This is a genomic window from Streptomyces flaveolus (assembly GCF_000716535.1).
Classification (GTDB): domain Bacteria; phylum Actinomycetota; class Actinomycetes; order Streptomycetales; family Streptomycetaceae; genus Streptomyces; species Streptomyces flaveolus_A.
On the sequence record NZ_JNWV01000025.1, the window covers coordinates 95369 to 113758 of the forward strand.

At 72.7% G+C, this 18390-nt stretch carries 15 protein-coding genes; 2 read left to right on the top strand and 13 right to left on the bottom strand.

Translation table 11 applies throughout. The annotated features are described in order from the left end of the window. The 11 genes from OO52_RS26710 to OO52_RS26760 form a co-directional block, all read right to left on the bottom strand. Complete coding sequence (locus OO52_RS26710) at positions 1-885, bottom strand: hypothetical protein (protein ID WP_037629441.1); 885 nt, start codon at positions 883-885, stop codon at positions 1-3. Positions 886-890: 5 nt separating this feature from the next. Next, a complete protein-coding gene (gene dgoD, locus OO52_RS26715) occupies positions 891-2036 on the bottom strand; it encodes a galactonate dehydratase (RefSeq protein ID WP_030646664.1) in 1146 nt (381 codons plus the stop codon). After that, positions 2033-2770 carry a FadR/GntR family transcriptional regulator gene (locus tag OO52_RS26720; RefSeq protein ID WP_030646666.1) on the bottom strand — a complete coding sequence of 246 codons (738 nt, stop codon included), beginning with the start codon at positions 2768-2770 and terminating at the stop codon, positions 2033-2035. Before OO52_RS26720 ends, dgoD begins: the two co-directional genes overlap by 4 nt. A 112-nt stretch (positions 2771-2882) precedes the next feature. After that, entirely contained in the window at positions 2883-3653 is a 771-nt protein-coding gene (locus OO52_RS26725; protein WP_030646668.1) for an SDR family NAD(P)-dependent oxidoreductase, read from the bottom strand. 49 nt (positions 3654-3702) lie between these two features. Further along, on the bottom strand, positions 3703-5802 hold the full coding sequence (locus tag OO52_RS26730) for an alpha-galactosidase (protein WP_030646670.1): 2100 nt from the start codon (positions 5800-5802) through the stop codon (positions 3703-3705). Next, positions 5799-6662 carry a carbohydrate ABC transporter permease gene (locus OO52_RS26735; RefSeq protein WP_030646671.1) on the bottom strand — a complete coding sequence of 288 codons (864 nt, stop codon included), beginning with the start codon at positions 6660-6662 and terminating at the stop codon, positions 5799-5801. Before OO52_RS26735 ends, OO52_RS26730 begins: the two co-directional genes overlap by 4 nt. After that, positions 6662-7597 carry a carbohydrate ABC transporter permease gene (locus tag OO52_RS26740; RefSeq protein ID WP_030646672.1) on the bottom strand — a complete coding sequence of 312 codons (936 nt, stop codon included), beginning with the start codon at positions 7595-7597 and terminating at the stop codon, positions 6662-6664. Before OO52_RS26740 ends, OO52_RS26735 begins: the two co-directional genes overlap by 1 nt. Position 7598: 1 nt before the next feature. Further along, positions 7599-8888: an ABC transporter substrate-binding protein gene (locus tag OO52_RS26745; RefSeq protein WP_030646673.1), complete on the bottom strand. Its 1290-nt coding sequence runs from the start codon at positions 8886-8888 to the stop codon at positions 7599-7601. Between the two features lie 114 nt (positions 8889-9002). Then, entirely contained in the window at positions 9003-11147 is a 2145-nt protein-coding gene (locus OO52_RS26750; RefSeq protein ID WP_030646674.1) for a glycoside hydrolase family 27 protein, read from the bottom strand. A 200-nt stretch (positions 11148-11347) separates the two neighbouring features. Further along, complete coding sequence (locus tag OO52_RS26755; RefSeq protein WP_030646675.1) at positions 11348-12274, bottom strand: GNAT family N-acetyltransferase; 927 nt, start codon at positions 12272-12274, stop codon at positions 11348-11350. Between the two features lie 77 nt (positions 12275-12351). After that, positions 12352-14415 (bottom strand): SMI1/KNR4 family protein, encoded by a 2064-nt coding sequence (locus OO52_RS26760; RefSeq protein ID WP_030646676.1) that lies wholly within the window; start codon positions 14413-14415, stop codon positions 12352-12354. Between the two features lie 87 nt (positions 14416-14502). Between OO52_RS26760 and OO52_RS26765 the strand changes: the two genes are divergently transcribed. Next, positions 14503-15252 carry a hypothetical protein gene (locus tag OO52_RS26765; RefSeq protein WP_030646678.1) on the top strand — a complete coding sequence of 250 codons (750 nt, stop codon included), beginning with the start codon at positions 14503-14505 and terminating at the stop codon, positions 15250-15252. A 174-nt stretch (positions 15253-15426) separates the two neighbouring features. Here the strand turns inward: OO52_RS26765 and OO52_RS26770 are convergent, their stop codons facing one another. Then, on the bottom strand, positions 15427-16416 hold the full coding sequence (locus OO52_RS26770; RefSeq protein ID WP_030646680.1) for a LysR family transcriptional regulator: 990 nt from the start codon (positions 16414-16416) through the stop codon (positions 15427-15429). Between the two features lie 181 nt (positions 16417-16597). On the opposite strand from OO52_RS26770, the gene snpA reads away from it, so the two are divergent. After that, positions 16598-17287, top strand: a complete 690-nt coding sequence (snpA, locus tag OO52_RS26775) for a snapalysin (protein ID WP_030646683.1) — start codon at positions 16598-16600, stop codon at positions 17285-17287. Between the two features lie 97 nt (positions 17288-17384). On the opposite strand, the gene OO52_RS26780 is transcribed toward snpA, so the two are convergent. Then, positions 17385-18383 carry an ABC transporter substrate-binding protein gene (locus OO52_RS26780; RefSeq protein ID WP_030646685.1) on the bottom strand — a complete coding sequence of 333 codons (999 nt, stop codon included), beginning with the start codon at positions 18381-18383 and terminating at the stop codon, positions 17385-17387. Positions 18384-18390: the final 7 nt, after the last annotated feature.

The window sequence follows — 18390 nt, forward strand, 5'->3', positions numbered from 1 at the left end:
TCAGGGGCAGCGGCAGGCGGTGGAGAGCGTCAGTCGCCAGTGCACCTCTCCCGTGGCGGGAACCTCGGCGGCGTCCCCGGGGCCGGCGTCGGCGAGGTCGAAGACGCGGCCGAGCATCGGCTCCACGCCCGTGCTGCGGTAGGGGTTCGCCTCGGGGAAGCCACCGAGGTTGCGCCACAGAGCGATCGACACGGGTTGCCCGGCTCCGGAGTGCCGGCCCTCCGGTCGAGCGACCGCCTGCTCATCGGCCACCGGGTGTCCGGCCACGCTGTCCGCGGTCACCCGCACGCTCAGGGACAGCCGGCCGTGGCCGTCGTGCACGCAGCACAGGTGTGTGTCCACTACGGCTCCCACCGCGGTGCCGTCGTCGGGGCCGAGCCGGTCGAGGGCCAGTCCGCGCGGGGCGGGCCAGGAACCGGCGACCCAGGGCGCGCCGTCGGGCCACGGCTCCTTCAGCAGGGGGGCGGCTTCGGGGAACAGGCGGGTGGTCGCGCCGCCGGTCATGTGGAGGGTGGCGTGCTCCGAGAGGTCGAGCAGGGCGTGCGCCGCCCAGACGAAGCGGAAGCCGGGTTCGGCGGTCAGCGTGTAGTCGGCTTCCGCCCCGTCGGGTGTGGCGCGGAGGGTGCGGGTCAGGGTGAAGGCGGCGCAGTGGACCCGTTCGGTGTCGCCGTCCCGGGTCCACGGGCGGGACCATGCGTCGCCGTGGTCGGGGCGGCCCCGGACGGTGGGCACGCATTCCTCGAGTCCGCCCGCGTCGACGAACGCGTCGCCGGGGGCGGCGTCGTCCCGTTCCGGTGCGTGCCGGTGCCAGAGCCATTCGCGGCCGTCCGCGCGCAGCGAGGTCCAACGGCCGCCGTGGGCCGGGTCGGTGACGACGTCGAGCATGCGGGTCACCATTCCGCGAACGAGCCGTCGGGGTGCCGCCACACGGGGTTGCGCCAGGCGTGCCCGCTCCGGTCGGCCGCGCGTACGGCCGCCTCGTCCAGGGTGATGCCGAGGCCGGGGGCGTCGTTGCGGCGGGCGTGACCGTCGACGAACCGGAACGGTTCGGGGTCGGCGAGGTAGGACAGGAGGTCGGCGTCCTTGTTGTAGTGGATGCCGCGGCTCTGCTCCTGGATGAGGAAGTTCGGGGTGGCGAAGGCGATCTGGAGGCTGGCCGCGAGGGCGATGGGGCCGAGGGGGCAGTGCGGGGCGAGCTGGGCGCCGAAGGTGTCGGCGAGTGCGGCGATCCGGTGCACCTCGGAGATGCCGCCCGCGTGGGACAGGTCGGGCTGGGCGACGGCGATCCCGGCGGTCAGGACGGGCAGGAACTCGCCGCGGGAGTAGAGGCGTTCGCCGGTGGCCAGCGGCACCGGGCCGGCGGTGACCAGGCCGGGCAGCAGGTGGTTGTGCTCGGGGAGGACCGGCTCCTCCACGAACAACGGGTGCAGCGGCGCCACTTCGGCGAGGGCGCGGCGGGCGCTGGCGGCGGTGAAGCGGCCGTGGAAGTCGACGGCGACGTCCCGGTCGGGGCCGAGCACCTCCCGGGCCGCCGCCACCCGGGCGACGACGGCCGCCGTCTCGGCCGGGGTGGTGATCGGTGAGGTGGCCCCGGCGGCGTTCATCTTCACCGCGGTGAAGCCGGCCTCCACCTGGGCCGCTATCTGGTCGGTCAGCTCGGCGGGCTCGTCACCGCCGACCCAGGCGTAGACCCGGACGCGTTCGCGCACGGGGCCGCCGAGCAGGGCGTGCACGGGGGCGCCGTAGGTCTTGCCGGCGATGTCCCACAGGGCCTGGTCGAGGCCGGCGACCGCGCTGGAGAGCACGGGGCCGCCGCGGTAGAAGCTGCCCTTGGTGAGCACCTGCCAGTGGTCCTGGATGCGCAGCGGGTCCTTTCCGAGAAGCTGTTCGGCGAGGACGTCGACGGCGGCGCGCACCACCTCGGCGCGTCCCTCCACGACGGGTTCTCCCCAGCCGACCACGCCGTCGTCGGTCTCGATCCGGCAGAACAGCCAGCGCGGCGGTACCAGGAACGTCTCAATGCGGGCGATCTTCACTTGCCGCCGGTGCCTTTCGTGTCGTCGGGGCCGTCGATCCGGTCCAGGTCGCGCCCGGCCTGTTCGAGGAGGGCGTGCATGGCGGCCTCGGCGGCCCGCGGGTCCTGGTCGCGTACGGCGTCCAGGACGGCGCGGTGGGCGGGAACCGGGTCCTCGCTGTGCGGCGAGCTGTGGACCAGGCGGTCGCGGTGGGCGAGGCCGGACTCGATCACCATCTCCATGCGTTCCAGCAGCTCGTTGTGGGTGGCGGCGAGCAGGGCGCGGTGGAAGGCGAGGTCGGCCTCGACGGCGTGGACGGGGTCGGTGTCGTGCTCCCCCATCGCCGCGAGGGCGGCGTCCAGGGCCGCGAGGTCGTCGTCGGTACGGCGTTCGGCGGCGAGGCGGACGGCGGCCGGCTCGATGATGGCCCGCACCTCGGCGAGGTTGCGCAGCAGCGCCCGGTCGGCCTCGTCGGCGCCGCCGCCCTCGAACTGCCAGCGCAGGACGTCGGCGTCGAGGAGGTTCCAGTCGGCGCGCGCCCGGACGAAGGTGCCCCGTTTCTGGCGGGCGTCGACCATGCCCTTGGCGGCCAGTACCTTCAGGGACTCGCGCAGGGCGGTGAGGCTGACGTCCAGTTCGCTCTGCAACGCCACCAGGTCGAGCGTGGCCCCCTCGGGGATCTCGCCGCCCAGGATGCGGCGGGCCAGCGCCTCCACCGTCTGGCCGTGCACGCCGCGGCGGGCGTAGGGCGTCATGTCGTACAGCCTTTCTCTTCGGATGCGCACACCTCTGGGACGAGTGGGGATGCGCACGTGTCGGACGAGTATGGACCGGGTGCGCACGGGCCGCGTGTGCGCGCGGCGGTCGTCACGCGGAGGCCTTCGTGACGCTCCAGCCTCCGTCGACGACGAGGTGCGCGCCGGTGATGAAGGAGGCCTCGTCGGCGCCGAGGAAGGCGATGGCCGCGGCGACCTCCTCGGGTGTGCCGAAGCGGCGGGCCGCGGTCGCGGCGACGCTCAGCTCGCGTTCCTCGGGCGGCACCCTGTCCCAGGCCGCGGTCAGCACCGGTCCCGGCAGGACGGCGTTGACGCGCACCTCGGGGCCGTACTCGACGGCGAGCTGGCCGCACAGGGAGAGCAGGGCGCCCTTGGAGGCGGCGTACGCGGGATGGCCGGGGATGCCGGCGTGGGCGTGCACGGAGGACGTGAGCACGACCGCTCCCCGGCGGGAGCGGAGGTCGGGCAGGACCGCCCGGAAACCGAGGAAGGCGGCGGTGACGTTGACGGAGAGCTGCCGCTGCCAGGAGGCGAGGGACATCTCGTGGGCCGGGGTCACGTCGACGGTGTAGGCGTTGCTGACCAGCACGTCGACGGGCCCGTAGGCGTGTGCGGCGGAGACGATCCGCTGCCAGTCCTGCTCGGCCGAGACGTCGGCGGCCACGAAGTCGGCCCGGCCGCCGTCCTTGGTGATGCGTGCGGCCACGGCCTCGCCGGCTTCCTCGGCGATGTCGGCCAGGATCACGGCGGCGCCCTCCTGGGCGAGGCGTTCGGCGGTGGCGGCCCCGATGCCGGAGGCGGCTCCGGTGATCACGGCCGTGCGGCCGGTGAAGCGGGCGCCGTGCCGTCGTGCGGGATCCATGAGGCGGGGCTCCTTCTCGTCTGGGTGGTCTTGGGCCTGCTGGTGCGGGCTACTGCCGTGTCAGTACCACCAGGTCGGCGTCGTGGTCCGCCGTCCACGCGCAGGGCAGCCCGTAGTGCAGCAGATGGGCGCCGCTGTACGTGGTCGCGGTGGCGGCGTCCCGGTAGGCCGCCGTGGGGTCCAGGCCGCGCAGCCGCAGCCGGGAGGGGCGGCCCGGCACGAGCGGGGCGCCGTCGAGCCGGCCGGTGCTGAAGGCGGCGACGACGGTACGCCGCCCGTCGGGGGCGTCGTACTGCACTCCGCAGGTGGCGTCCCCGGGAGAGCCGAGCAGGCGGGCGTCGCCGTGGTGGATGACGTCCCGGACCTCCTTGTACCGGGTGATCCACCCGGCTGCCTCGGCGCGCTGTCCGGGCGTCCAGGCCCGCAGGTCGGCGCCGATGCCGAGGACGCCGCACATGGCGGTGACGAACCGGAAGGCGAGGCTGCGCGGGCGGGGGTCGAAGACGCCGGGGGCGTCGGTGACCCAGGAGCTCATCACGTGCGGGGCGTGGGCGTGCAGGAAGCCGTACTGGATGCGGAGCCGGTCCAGGGGTGCGGTGTTGTCGCTGGGCCAGACGACGTCGGTGCGCGCGAGGGTGGCGTGGTCGATCCGGCCGCCGCCGCCCGCGCAGCCCTCGATGGTGACGTGGGGGTGCGCGCTGCGCAGGTGGTCCAGGACGCGGAGATAGCCGTGGACGTGCTCGGCGTCGAGGTCCAGCCGGTCCGCGGGGCCGGCGCCCGGACGGCCGCGCTCGGTCGGCGGGCGGTTCATGTCCCACTTCAGGTAGCCGATGGCGTGGCCGGTCAGCAGCCGGTCCAGGGTGGCGAGGACGAAGTCCTGCACGTCGGTGCGGCCTAGGTCGAGCAGGAGCTGGTTGCGCACGCGGCGGGCCGGGCGGCCCTCGATGCGGTAGACCCATTCCGGGTGTTCGGCGTGCAGGCGGCTGCCGGGGCTGACGGCCTCGGGTTCGATCCACAGGCCGAAGTCCAGCCCGAGGGCGCGGACGTCGTCGATGAACCGGTCGAAGCCGTGCGGGAAGGCCGCCGGGTCGGGGTACCAGTCGCCCAGTCCCCCGGTGTCGTCGGCGCGGCCGGTGAACCAGCCGTCGTCCACGACGAACAGCTCGGCGCCGAGGTCCGCCGCCGCTTTGGCCAGCTCCAGCTGGCTCTCGGCGTCGACGTCGAAGCCGGTGGCCTCCCAGGAGTTGTACAGGACCTTGCGGGGGCGGTGCAGGCGTTCGCCGGCGAGGCGGCGCTCGTAGCGGTGCCAGACGCGGGAGAGTCCGTCGAGTCCGTCCGGGCTGAAGGCGCACGCGAGGCGGGGGGTGGTCAGGGTGTCGCCGGGTGCCAGCCGCACCGCGCCCTCGTGCGGTACGCGCCCGGCGCGGACGCGTACGGCGCCGCCGGGCTCGGCCTGCGCGGTGATGTGCCAGTTGCCGGGCCATTCCAGGGCGATGCCGTAGGCGGGGGCGGGGGCGTCGTGGGGTGCCGTCGCGTCCTGGACGGCGAGCCAGGGGGCGTACGCGTGACCGGGCACGCCCTGGGTGCTGCCCATCGTGAACGTGCCCCGGGACAGGTCGAGCCGGGTGTGCTGGAACTCCTGGGACCACTGGCCGGTCAGGTACGTCAGCCGGGCGGCGGCGGTGACCGGGATGTTCACGGCGGCGGAGTCCAGCCGCTCCAGCCGCAGTTCCTCCTCGCCCGTGCAGGTCAGTTCGGTCCAGCGGTGCAGGACGTCGGTGCCCGGCACGGTGGCGTAGCACAGGGTGGTGCGCAGGCCGAGGAGGTCGTCGGCGAAGGTGAGCCGGAGCGTGCCGGGCTCCTCGCGGGCGTCCTCGAAGCTCCACCACACGCCGCGGTCGGAGCCGGGCCGGGCGGCGACGAGGTCGGCGCCGGTGAACGGGCGCAGTCCGTGCGGCACGTACTCCGCGGGGGCGGCGTCCGCCGGGGTGATGAAGTGGGTGCGGTGGGACCAGTCCAGTGCCGACGGCCCGTCCTCGACGCCGTGCGGTCCCCAGGCGTGGAGTTCCGCCCAGGGGCCGTCCGGGGAGAGCCGGACGGTGTAGCTGGTGTGCTCGGTGCGCAGCGTCCAGCGCTGATGCGGGGTCACTTCACTGCTCCGAGGTTGAGGCCGGCCACGAAGTGGCGCTGGAAGCGGAGGAAGACGGCCACGGTGGGTGCGGCGGCGATGACGGATCCGGCGGCGATCACGTTCCACATGGACACGTACTGGCCCTGGAGGCCGATGAGCGCCGCGGTGATCGGCATCTTGCTGTCGCTGCGCAGGACGGTGATCGCCCACAGCAGGTCGTTGAAGATCCAGGTGAAGGACAGCGCGCTGAGCGCGGCGAGCGCGGGCCGGGTGAGCGGGAGGATGACGCGCCAGAAGATCTGCCAGGGGCCGGCGCCGTCGACGACGGCGGCCTGCTGGATCTCGGCGGGGATCGCGCGCATGAAGCCGTGCAGGACGAACACGTAGAAGCCGACGCCGAAGCCGATCTGTACGCCGATCAGGGCGGGCAGGGTGTCGTAGATGCCCATCATCTCGCTGAGCTTGGACACCGGGATGAGGAGGATCTGCGGGGGCAGCAGGTTGCCGCCGAGCATGAGCAGCAGCAGGAAGCGGCGCAAGGGCATCTCGTAGCGGCTGAGGGCGAACGCCGCCATGGCGGCCAGGGCGAGGGTCGCCAGGACGCAGGGGACGGTGACGATCAGGCTGTTGATCAGGGCGCGTTGCTGGCCGCCGTCGACCCAGGCCTGCCGGAAGTTGTCCAGTGTGAAGGAGCGGGGCCAGCTGCCCAGGCCGTGCGCGGCGATGTCGTTGAAGGACCGCAGGCTGGTGACCACGACCAGCAGGATGGGCAGCAGCCACAGGAGGGCCAGGGCTCCGGCGCCGAGGTGGAAGCCGGCGGTGGCGGCCCGCCGGCGGCGCAGCGCACGGGCCGACGCGTGCGTGTCCGCGGCGGACATCAGTCGGCCTCCCGGAAGGCCCGGACCAGGTAGGAGGCGATGACCCCGAAGGCCAGCAGGAAGATGACGACGGCCAGTGCGGAGCCGTATCCGAGGCGCAGGGACTGGAAGGCGGTGGAGTACATGTAGGTGCTCAGCAGTTCGGAGGAGTGGTAGGGGCCGCCGCGGGTCAGGGACCAGACCACGTCGAAGGAGCGCAGCGAGTCGATGACGATGACGGACAGCACGACGGCGTTGACGCTGCGCAGCTGAGGAAGCGTCACATGACGGAAGCGCTGCCAGCGGCCGGCGCCGTCGACCTTGGCCGCCTCGTAGAGGGCCGGGTCGATGCCCTTCAGACCGGCGAGGTAGAGGACCATCACGTAGCCGATCTGCCGCCACAGGGCGGGCACGATCACCGCGTACAGGGCGGTGTCCTGGTCGGCGAGCCAGGCGTGCCGCAGGCTGTCCAGGCCGACGGCCTCCAGGAGGCGGTTGAGCACGCCGTCGGGCTGGTAGATGGCCTGCCAGACCAGGGCGGTGGCCACCAGGGAGAAGACGACGGGCAGGAACAGGGCCGCGCGGTAGAAGCCGATGCCCCGGCGTTCCTGCTGGAGCAGCAGGGCGGCGGCCAGGCCCAGTACGGCGGACAGGCCGCCGAAGAGGAGCAGCCACAGGACGGTGTGGCCGGCGGCGCTGCGGAAGACGTCGTCGCCCGCCATCTCGCGGAAGTTGCCCAGGCCGACGAACTTCGGCGCGGAGACGCCGTCCCAACTCGTCAGGGCGAGGTAGAAGCCTTGCAGCGCGGGCCAGAAGACCCAGACGGCCTCGACGAGCAGGGGGACGAGGACGAAGGCGAGGACCAGCGGGGGTGTGCGGCGGGGGCCCCGGGCCCGGCTGCCTCGGAGCGGCGCCGGGACCGGGGACTTGCGGTGCGGGGCGGTCAGGACGGCCATGTCAGGCGTTCCAGATCTTCTCGGCGTCGCGCTGCCAGTCCCTGAGGATGCCGCCGATCTCCTTCGGCCTGGCGATGAACTTCGTGAGCGCGGTGTCGGCGGTGGGCTGGAGGGCGTCGCTGGAGTCGCGGTTGAAGAACTGGGTCAGCTCGGCCGCCTGCTCGATGTGCTCGCGGCCCTTCTTCACCAGCGCCGTGCCCGCGTCCTTCGCCTCGGGGTTGCAGGGCAGGACGGTTCCGGACGAGCCCTTGATGTAGATCTCCTGCGCCTCGGCGGTGGCGAGGTACTTCATCAGGTCGAAGACCTGGTCGCGGCGTCCGCTGCGGGCGCTGGCGAAGTAGCCGTCGGTCGGGGCCTCTTCGGCGAGGGGGACCTTGGGGTCGATGACGGGGAAGCGGAAGAAGTCGATGTCGTCGAGGGCGTTCTTGGGGGCGGCGTCGGCGAAGAAGGTGCCGATGAGCATCATGCCGGTGCGGCCGTTGAGCAGGGAGGTGCTGGCGTCCTGGAAGGCCACGGCGGTGCCGTCGGGGTCGAAGTACGGCAGCACCTCCTGCCAGCGGTCGAAGACCTTGCGCACCTCGGGGTCGTCGAAGCGGTGCTTGCCCGCGAGGAGTTGGCGGTGGTAGGCGGCGCCGTTGATGCGGATGTCCAGGTAGTCGAACCAGGCCGAGGCGACCCAGGGGGTGTTGCCGCCCGCGCCGAGTCCGATCGGTGCCACGCCCTTGGACTTGAGCTTGTCGCACAGGTCGAGGAACTCGTCCCAGGAGTTCGGCGCGCTCACGCCCCACTTGGCGAAGTTCGACTTCCGGTAGAACATGCCCCACCAGTAGTAGGTGGTGGGCACGAAGACCTTCTTGCCGGAGCTCGCGGTGCACAGGCTGTTCAACGCCTTCGAGTACCGCTTGAGGTCGGGCGACGCGTTCCAGACGTCGTCGAGGTCCAGGAGCAGGTTCTTCTTGGCGTAGGTGTCCGCCACGGAGCCGGGGTACCAGGTGTACACGTCCGGCGGGTTGGCCGAGGTCAGGTAGGTCGGCAGCTGGGTGCGGAAGGTCTCCGCGGCCACGGTGTTCAGGTTGGCGCGGCCCTCGCCCTTCTTGGCGTAGGCGGCGACGAGGTCCTCCATCGCGGCCTTGGCCTGCGGTGCGGACAGGTTGGACTGGAGGGTCACCGGGCCCTTGGAGGAGGTCTTCGCGGAGGAGGTGGAGGTGACGCAGCCGCTGAGCAGCGCGGTCGCTCCGGCGGCTCCGAGTCCGGCGAGGAAGTGCCGGCGGCCGGGCAGGTGGTTCGTCATGGAGGCTCCCTGTGGATCCGCGCGGCGGGGCCGGCCCCTGTCGACGGCCGGGCCCCGTTCGCGGCGGATCCAGAGTCGCGTGGCGATCCCGCCACGTCAATATTAATTACTAATTTATTTGAACTGGGTTCGGTGGACGTAGCCGTCCACACCGCGGAACACCGCGTCGACCGACCCGTCCGGGCCGGCGACCGCGCCGAGCGAGCCCTCGAAGGCCGCGCTGGGGAACTCCTGGCGCTTGGTCCAGCCCTGCCACGCGCCGCCGTCGTACCGCTGCTGCCACAGGGTGTAGTCACCCGCCCGCGCGTACAGCACCACGGCGTCCCCCACGGCGACGAGCGTCGGGCTGCCGCTCACCGTGCCGCCGAGCGAACTCCACGCCGACCACTGTCCCGACCGGTCCCGCGAGCTGGTCCAGATGTCGTCCGCGGCGGTGCGTACGGCGACGTGCACACGCCCGTCCGCGTCGACGACCGCGGACGGCCTGCCGTACACCGGCCGGCCACCGGGCGCGCCGAGTGACGACCAGCCGGACGAGGGGCCGCGCTGCACGACGCTCCCGTCGCCGCCGCGCGCGACGAGGGTCCAGTGCGCGGGATCGGTGAAGGCCACGGTCGGCGCGTCGGTCAGGCGTCCGCCCAGGTCCTGCCAGTCGCCCCAGCGTCCGCCGGAGAAGACCCTGCGGTAGGCGCGGTTGTCGGTTCCGCGCACGAAGACGTCGATACGGCCGCCGGCGGAGGCGTAGGCGGCGGGCTGGCCGAGGATCCGTCCGCCGGCCGGGCCCGCGAGGTCCCTGGTCCGCGCCGGACGCGTGCCGTCCGCCGTGTGCTGGACGAGTGTTCCGCCCGGTCCGCGGAAGAAGGTGGTCAGCGTGTCGCCGTCGCGCACCACGGCCGGGCTCGCCGAGGCCTTCCGCCCGAGGCTGGTGCCGGGCAGCGCGTCCTGCCCGGTGAGCCTGAGGAACGCGGTGCCGTGGGCGGGGACCTCGACGGTGTACGACCCGGTGTGCGCGCCACGGTCGGCGCGTGCCCGCAGGTCGCGTACCTTGACGGATCCGCCGAGGGCGACGTCGGTGAAGCGCACCGTGCGCTCGGCCGGCTGGTCGGAGCGGTTGAGCAGGACGACCGCGCGCTCGCCGCGTCCGGCCAGGACCTTGCTGTAGACGTCGCCGACGGAGTCCGTGGCGACCCGGACGCCCTGGATGCCGAGCGGGTCCTGGTCGACGGCGATGATCTCCGGGTTGCGCAGCGTCTCGATCATCGACGGCGTCAGGGTGCGCGGATCGGAACCGAGGACGAGCGGGGAGGCCATCTCGGCCCACATCACGAACTGGGTGGCGGACTCCTCCTGCGTCAGCTCCAGGGAGCCGTCGGTCATGCGGCGCATGGGGATCAGGTAGTCCGGGTCGTTGTAGTGACCGGGTCCCTGGGCCTCCGGGTGCCAGGCGTTGGCGTCCATGTTGCGCAGGATGTTGGGCCACTGCCCCGGACTCGGGGTGCCCCAGGCGATGTCGGTGCCGGTGCGCCAGGAGTCCGCGATCGTCGGGGCGTAGGCGTAGGTGTTGTGCGCGTCCTGCTCGGGCGTGTGCGGCAGGCCCCAGTCGTCGGTGAGCGGATTGCACAGGTTCAGCAGCATCTTCCGGCCCGACTTGGCGACGGCGTCGCTGAACTCCTTGAACGCGGGTCCCGGGTCGAGCTTCTCGCCGATGCCGCACAGGAAGTCGACCTTGATCGCGTCGATCTTCCAGCCGGCGAACTGCCGCGCGTCCTCGGCGTAGTGGCCCCGGCTGCCGAGCCCGCAGCTCTTGCCGCCGTCGTAGGTACCGGCGTCGGTGTAGATGCCGGCCCGCAGGCCACGCTGGTGGAGGTAGGTGACGAGGGCCGGGATGCCCGACGGGAAGCGGTCCGGGTTGGCCGCCAAGCGGCCCTGCGCGTCGCGGGGGTTGTCGGCCTGCCAGCCGCCGTCGAGCCAGACGATGTCGTAGCCGCTGTCGCGCAGACCGCTGCTGACCAGCTTGTCGGCGACCGCGCGCACCTCCTTCTCGGTGGGGGCGCCGAGGCCGTAGTACGTGTTCCAGCCCATGTAGGGCGTGGGGGCGAGACCGCTGTCGTAGTAGTCGGGCGCCCCCTGGTCCACCGCGGGGTCAGCCGTGGCCGGGGGGATCGCTGCCGTGGTGAGGACGACGGTGATCGCGGCGGCGAGGGCCAGCTTGGCGGACCGGTGGCGCGGGGGGCTGTGCGTGGGCGACTGGGAAGTCACGTGCCTCTCCCGGGGGTTGGGAAGCGGGAAGACGTGCGCCGGGCGCGTCCCTGCGGGAGGCCGACGTCACGGCGAAGACTGTGGCCCGTGGCCGAAACCCTGTCAATATTAATTACTAATTTAGTAGCAGCGGGGGCGGATGCGGGCCCTGCCCCTCGCCCATGGAGCGGGTCCGAGGAACAGGGCCGTGCGGCGTCGCGTCAGGCCGCGCCGTGGGGAAGGCTGGTGGGAAGGCCGATGGAGCGCCGTTCCTCCACGACGTGGTACCCGGCGCTCGTGTACAGGTTCATGGCCACCTCGTTGCCGCCCCACACGGTGAACATCAGCATCGAGTCACCGGCCGCGAGCGCGACCTGTTCGCCGGCCGCCATCGCGGCCCGCCCGTACCCCTTGCCGCGGTGCCGCTCCTGGACGTGCAGCGAGTAGCCGTACGTCACCCCCGGCAGATGCCCGTGCTTCAGCCAGCCGGTGCCGATCGGCTCGCCCGCCGCTTCGAGCACCAGGACGCTGTTGTCGGGCGTCTCCAGGCCCTGGGGAAGCAGTTCCTCGAAATCCCTGTCGGCCTTGCGTCCGGCCTCCTCCGGGCCCATGGCTCCGGCCCGGAGGATGTCGGCGGCGTACGCGGCCGTCTCCGAGGCACGCCACTCGGGGTATTCGTCCGGGGTCATGGGCCGCGCGATGACGCCGTCGAGCGGTCCGGTCGTCGAGCCGATGCGCCGCGCCCTGAGCTGGCCACGGACGCCGTAACCGGCGAACAGGTCACCGGCGGGCTCGGTGAGCCGTATGCCCAGCCGGCGCGCGCCGCGCTGTGTGCACCATGCCTCGGCCCAGTCCCGGGCGGCCCGCTCATACCCGCGGCCGAGGTGGGGCGTGTCGACGCGGAGGTCGCGGATGCCGCCCGCGAGGACGCCGTTGTCGTCGGTCACGTCCACGGCGATGTGTCCCACCCGGTTCCCGGCGTCCGTGATCTCGGCGACGGTCCACTCGCCGATGCGGGCGCGGATGTCCTCCACCAAGCGCTCGGCCGCGGCCACGCTGAACCCGGCCGCCGTGTAGGGGGCGTGCAGCCGCTGCTCGAAGTCCTTCTGCCAGGCGCTGTGGTCCTCAAGGATGCTGAAGTTCGTCACTTGATCACCCTAGGGGCGCTCCGCGACCGCACTGGTTCCGAGCCGCATGGCCGACTGCGAGCAGGAGCACGCCGAGGTCACCTGAGCGTGATCGTCACCCTCGCGCAGGACTCCCCCGGCCCCGGCGGTCTGACCCACGGCTGTGTCGGCACCATCGGCAATCTGCCGTGGTCCAGGGCGAATCGGGGCAGTGAGACGCCGAAGGCCGCCGATATCGCGTCCAGGGCGCGGGCCTCGTCCGAGCGGTCGGTGGCGGGTCCGGCGGGATCCGGGAACAGCGGGTCCGGGTGGAGAGCGGCCGGGAGCGGGCCCGCCTCGTGGCGCTCGGCGCCCTGGACCGTGAAGGCGTACCGCTGCTCGCCGTCCTCCGCGCAGGCGAAGTGGAACAGATCAGGCCCACACCAGACCGTGAGGGCGCGGGTGCCGTACGACAGTCCGGTGCCGGGATCGGTCAGTCGGGCCGTGTCGAAACGCAACCCGTCGGCCGACTCGAAGGCGAAGCTCCAGCCGTCACGGGTGCCGACCCGGGCCATGGGTCCACGGCGCTCCCGCTGCCAGGACAACTCCAGCTCCCACAGGTCGCTCTCGCCCGCCACCGGCTCCAACGGGCCCGTGCCGAAGCGCTCCGCCAGCTCCTCGGGGCCTATGCCTTCGACGAGGAGGAACCGGTAGGCCTCCCGGCGCCGCGCATACCTGGGGTGCCCGGTCGCCAGCCACCCGAGACCGTCGCGCACGGCCTCCCCCTCGCCGGCAGGCCTGGCGGCCCACTGAGCGCCGGCGGCGGGTACGGGCACCGCCTGGGCCTCAGTGGCGGCGGACACGGTGCTCACCTCCGCCTCGGCGGCAGGCGCGAGTCCTGGCTCCGCCTCAGCCGTCGGCACGGGCCCTCGCTCCCCCTCACCCGTCGACACAGACCCTCGCTCCCCCTCGGCGACCGTGGCCGGGGTCGCTTCGGCGTGGCCGGCCCGGGGTGTGGTCAGCAGCCGGCGGCCCCTCTCCGGGGTGATGACGGGGCCCAGCAGCGGGTCGCCGAGCAGGCCGAACGGGGCCACATGGTCCTCCCGGTACGGCTCCCAGTGCGGGACGGCTGCCGCGAGCACCCGCCAGGCGGCGTCCGTGTCACCCCAGCGCGCCATGTCCCTGGCCTGCTTGACCGCCCGTCCGAAGGGGCCCGGCGCGGTGTACTCGTAGGTGCGCTGCCGGATCTGCTCCAGGACGACCCCGGCCCGCTCCCGGTCCGTCGCGTAGTCGTCGGTCACCGGGCCCAGCACGAAGGTGTCGTCCGTGCGGCGTTCGCGCAGGTGGTCGCGCACCTTCAGGGGCAGCACCTCGTACGCGTAGAGGGGATCGTCCATGCGCGGGTCGACCGGGACCCAGCCGTGGCCGTCGAGCAGTGCCCTGAGCTGTGCCGACAGCAGGCCGGCCCGCGGTCTGCCGAACCGCACCGCTTCGTCGAGGACGGCGAGCGCCTCGTCCAACTCCCCCTTCAGACACGCCAGTCGTGCCTGCTCCACCTTGGCGTCGAGGTCCCGCGTCACCCTGTTCCGGAAGCGGGGATCGGAGCCGCCCAGGCTGTAGAACTGCAGGTACATGTCCTCCATGAACGCGCGGAACGACTCGTACCGGTGGGGGGACTCTCCGCTCCACCCGTGGTACACGTACACCGCCCACTCGCCGTCCGCGCCCACGTCGCCGGGGTCGATCAGCACGTCCGTCATGTCCGACGCGAGCGACAGCTGAAGCGCCCTGCCCCACATGCCGGCCAGGAGGACCTCGTCATCGGCCGGGTCGTCGCCCAGGTACTCCTCGTACATCGGCTGGAGGTCGTACGGATCCCCGTACGGACCGATGTCCTCCGCCCCAGCCAGCAGGTAGACGAAACCGCCCGCGTGGCGCCAGCCGTCCGTGGTCCCGAGGAAGGAGCGCAGCGACGGCGGCAGCGGCACCTGGATCCCGAGTCCCCTGATCCGGTCCTCCAGAGCTGTAGTCCGTGCCGGATCAGCCGGGGCGAATCCCAGCCAGCGCTTCCGCACCACGTCCTCGTCCAGTTCCCGGAACTCTTCCGGCTCCCGGGCGGCCAGCGCTTCCAGCCATTCCTCGCTCCACCGCTTGAGCAGCGGCCCCCACTCGACGTTCCCCATGCACGCCAGCATGGCACCCACCACTGACAATGGATCACGTCAGCCCTGGGGGTGGGCGGAGGGACCGGGCCGGGGAGACTGGGTGTCATGACGGACAGGCACGGCGCCCCCGTGGGCGGCTCCGGCAGCGGACCGCTGCCGACGCGCGCCCTGGCACGGGAGTCCACGCGTGCCCTGCGGCTCGTGGCTGCCGGGCAGTGGCGTCCCACCCCCGCGGACGCCGAGGCGGCGGTGGCCGTCCTGGGCCGTCTCACCGCTCCCCTGCCGGTCCGGCGGGCCGCGGCGGCGCGGACGCGGGCCACGGACCGGGACCGTCGGCTCCAGCGCGTCCTGCGTACCGTCCTGCACCGCCTCGACGCGGGCGCCGTCAGCCCGTCGGCCGCCGCTCTGCTGGCCGCCGTCGCGCGGGCTCTGCTGCCCTGGCACGGCGTCCCGAATCCGCCGGCCGCGGCGGCGGCCCCGGGGTACGGGGCCGGGCCGGGAGCATCGGTCGGCGTGGCGAGCACGCCGACCGGGGCAGGTGAGGCTCTGCTCCCCGGTCTGATCGCGGTGTTCAGTGCCCTGGCCGCGCCGAGCCCGCCGGGAGTCGTCCCGCTCACGCCGCCGGCCGAGCCGTGGCAGGTCCGGTACGAGGGCCGGTTCCGGCGCCACGGCCACCCCGCGCCCGGCGTGTGGACGGCTCGGACAGTCCGCTGCCCGGGATGCGAGGGCACGACCGGACCGTGGACGGTGACCTGCGACTGGGTTCGGATCGCGCTGGGTTGTCCGTGCGGGGTCGTCACCCGTGACCACGGGGCGGCCTTCTCCGAGGTCTGGCTGTTGCTGCCGGACGTGTGACCGGTGCCGTCGAAGGCGTGGGACCGACGACTGCGGGTCCCGGCCCGCACCCGGCCGGTCCGCGCTCACACCTGTCGCCGGCAGGGTGAGCCAACCGACGAACGTGAGGGTCGTGCTCCGCGGTGGCGCCGCGCTCGCCGGCCGAGCGCCGGGCAGCGGCCGGGGGGAGGCGCTTCACGTCAGCGCGTCGGCGGCCCACTTGGCGGGCGTGGCGAGACCTCCCCGGGCGCCGGGCGGGGCCGTGCGCCTCAGCCACTCCCGGTAGGCCGGCGCCTCCCGGGCCACGGCCCAGTAGGCCTCCTCCAACTCCGGGTAGGCCTCCTCCACTTCGGCCTCGGTGCGGGCCGCCAGCATCAGGCGTACCCCTATCGGGTCGCCCTTCAGCGGGCGGATCGCGAGGTCGGGACGGGGATGGGCGGTCGGCTGGCTGACCGTGACGACCTCGCCGGTGGCGGCCAGTGAGTACGCGGTGAGGTAGTCGCCGTGCAGCATCTCGGAGTTCAGGCCGGCGGCACGCAGGACCCGGCTCAGGCCGTCCCACTCGCCGTCGACCGTGGAGTCCACCATCCAGCGGTCGCCGGCCAGGTCGGCGAGGCTCACCTCCGGCTGCGACGCGGCCGGATGGTCCGCGGCGAGCGTGACGAACTGCGGTTCGCGCTCGACGAGCACCCGCAGGCACAGGCCGGGCGGGATGCGCAGCGGGCTGCCCTCGACCTCGTGCACGAACGCCATGTCGAGCCGGCCGGCGGCGACCATGGCCAGCAGGGCGTTGGCGGACACGTTCATCTGGAGCGTCGGGCCGGATCCGGGCCCTCGTGCCCTCAGCAGGCGTAACCAGCCCGGGATGGCCCGGCTCGCGGTGGCGCCGACGCGCAACTGAAAGCCGCCGGCGGCGCGGGCGGCCGCCGCCCGGGTCTCGGTGACGATCGCCGCGAACTCCGCGACCAGTGGCCTGGCCCGGCTCAGCACGGCGAGCCCCAGTGGGGTGGGACGGCAGCCGGTCCGGGTGCGGACGAAGAGCTGAGCACCGAGGGCGCGCTCGATCCGCCGCAGTTGCGTGCTCAACGAGGGCTGCGCCAGACCCAGTTGCCGTGCGGCTTTGTGCAGACTGCCGGTGTCGGCGATGGCGCACAGGACGCGCAGGTGCCTCACCTCCAGCTCCATGGGGGGAGCGTAGGGCGGCGCACCGCACCGCACCAGATGTTCAAGTCCCAACGAACAGGGACGAGTCGGCCCGCGATAGCCCAGGGCTATCCCCGATTGCCATCATCCCGCGTCCCGTTGGCCTGCCCGAGACTCACAGGCAACCGATCGTTCCACCCCACAGGACGAGAAGGAGCCCCCCATGGCGTCGTTCCGCAGCAGCAACGGGTCGAAGCACACCAGAAGACTTCTGACCCTGGCCCTCGGTCTCGGTCTGGCCTCCGCCGCACTGGGCACCGCGAGCCCGGCGAGCGCCCGGAACACCACCGAGGCACCGGCCCACTCCGCCACCGCGGGGTACGTGGGCGCGGCCGACAGCGCCGGCAGCAAGGCGTTCTTCGACGCGGTGCTCAAGTCGGTCGCCGAGCGGCAGGCCGACCAGCCCTCGCTGAAGGTGGTGACCGTCTACTACAACGCCTCCCAGGCCCCGAGCTTCCGCTCCCAGATATCGAGCGCCGCCTCGATCTGGAACAGCTCGGTGTCGAACGTCAAGCTTCAGGCGACCTCCGGCAGCGGCGACTTCACCTACTACGAGGGCAACGACCCGCGCGGGTCCTACGCTTCCACCAACGGTCACGGCCGCGGCTACATCTTCCTGGACTACGCGCAGAACCAGCAGTACGACTCCATCCGCGTCACCGCCCACGAGACCGGCCACGTGCTGGGCCTGCCCGACCACTACAGCGGTCCGTGCAGCGAACTGATGTCGGGCGGCGGCCCCGGCCCGTCCTGCACCAACCGGTACCCGAACGCCACCGAGCGCTCCCGGGTCAACCAGCTGTGGGCCAACGGCCTGGCCAAGGCCCTGGCGAAGGTGAACCGGGCCGGCTGATCCCCCACGTCCCGGCCGTTTCACCCGGTGCGGACCGCGGCTCGACAGTGCCGCGGTCCGTACCGCCGTCGTACGGGCCGGTACCCCGCTCCGACGGTCACCCCTCCCCCGTCACCGTCCGCAGATAAGCACCGAGCCGGGCGATCGCCGACGGGTTGCGGGGGCTCTCCACCAAGTCGGCGTAGTCCAGGGCGACGATCCGCCGGTGCCTGATGGCGGAGACGTCGCGCAGCGGGGCGTAGGAGAGCAGGAACTTCTTCTTCCGCTCCGCGCTCACATCACCGTAGTCGCAGATGACGATGACGTCCGGGTCGCGCTCGACGACGCTCTCCCAGCCGACCGTGGTCCAGGAGTCCGCCACGTCGTGCAGGACGTTGACCCCGCCGGCCTCGGTGATGATCTGCTCGGGGGCGGCGTAGCGGCCGGAGGTGAAGGGTGTGTCCTGGCCGCTGTCGTAGAGGAAGACCGAGGGGCGGTCGGCGCCCTCGGGGGCCTTCGCCCGCACGTCGGCGATCTGTTTCCGGAAGCCGTCGATCAGCGCGTCGGCCCGTTTCTCGACGCCGAACAGCCTGCCCAGGTTGGTGAGGTCGGTGTAGAGGGCGTCCAAGGGCGGCATGATGCCCCGCGAGGTCTTCGTACGGCCGTTGCGGCAGGACTCGGTGAGGACGTACGAGGGGATCCCGAGCTTCCGCAGGGCGTCGGGGGTGAAGCCGCCGTCCTCGCGGAAGCCGTAGTTCCAGCCGGCGACGACGAGGTCGGCGCGGGCGTCGAGGACGTTCTCCTTCGTGAGCTGGTCCTTGGAGAGCCAGGGCACCTTGTCGTACCCGTCCTTCCACGGCACCCGGCTCAGGTCGCCCCTGTCGTCGGGCATGGCGAAGCCGGCCATGCGGTCCTCCAGGCCGAGCGCGAACATCAGCTCGGTGATGCCGACGTCGTTGGTGACGACGCGCTCGGGGACCTTGTCATAGGTCACCTCGCGGCCGCAGTTGGTGAGGGTGACCGCCGGGGATCTCTCGTCCTCGGCGGACTCGACCGTGGCGCCGCAGCCTGTGGCGGTCACGGCGAGACAGAGGGCGGTGGCGAGCAGCTTGCGCATGGGGGTC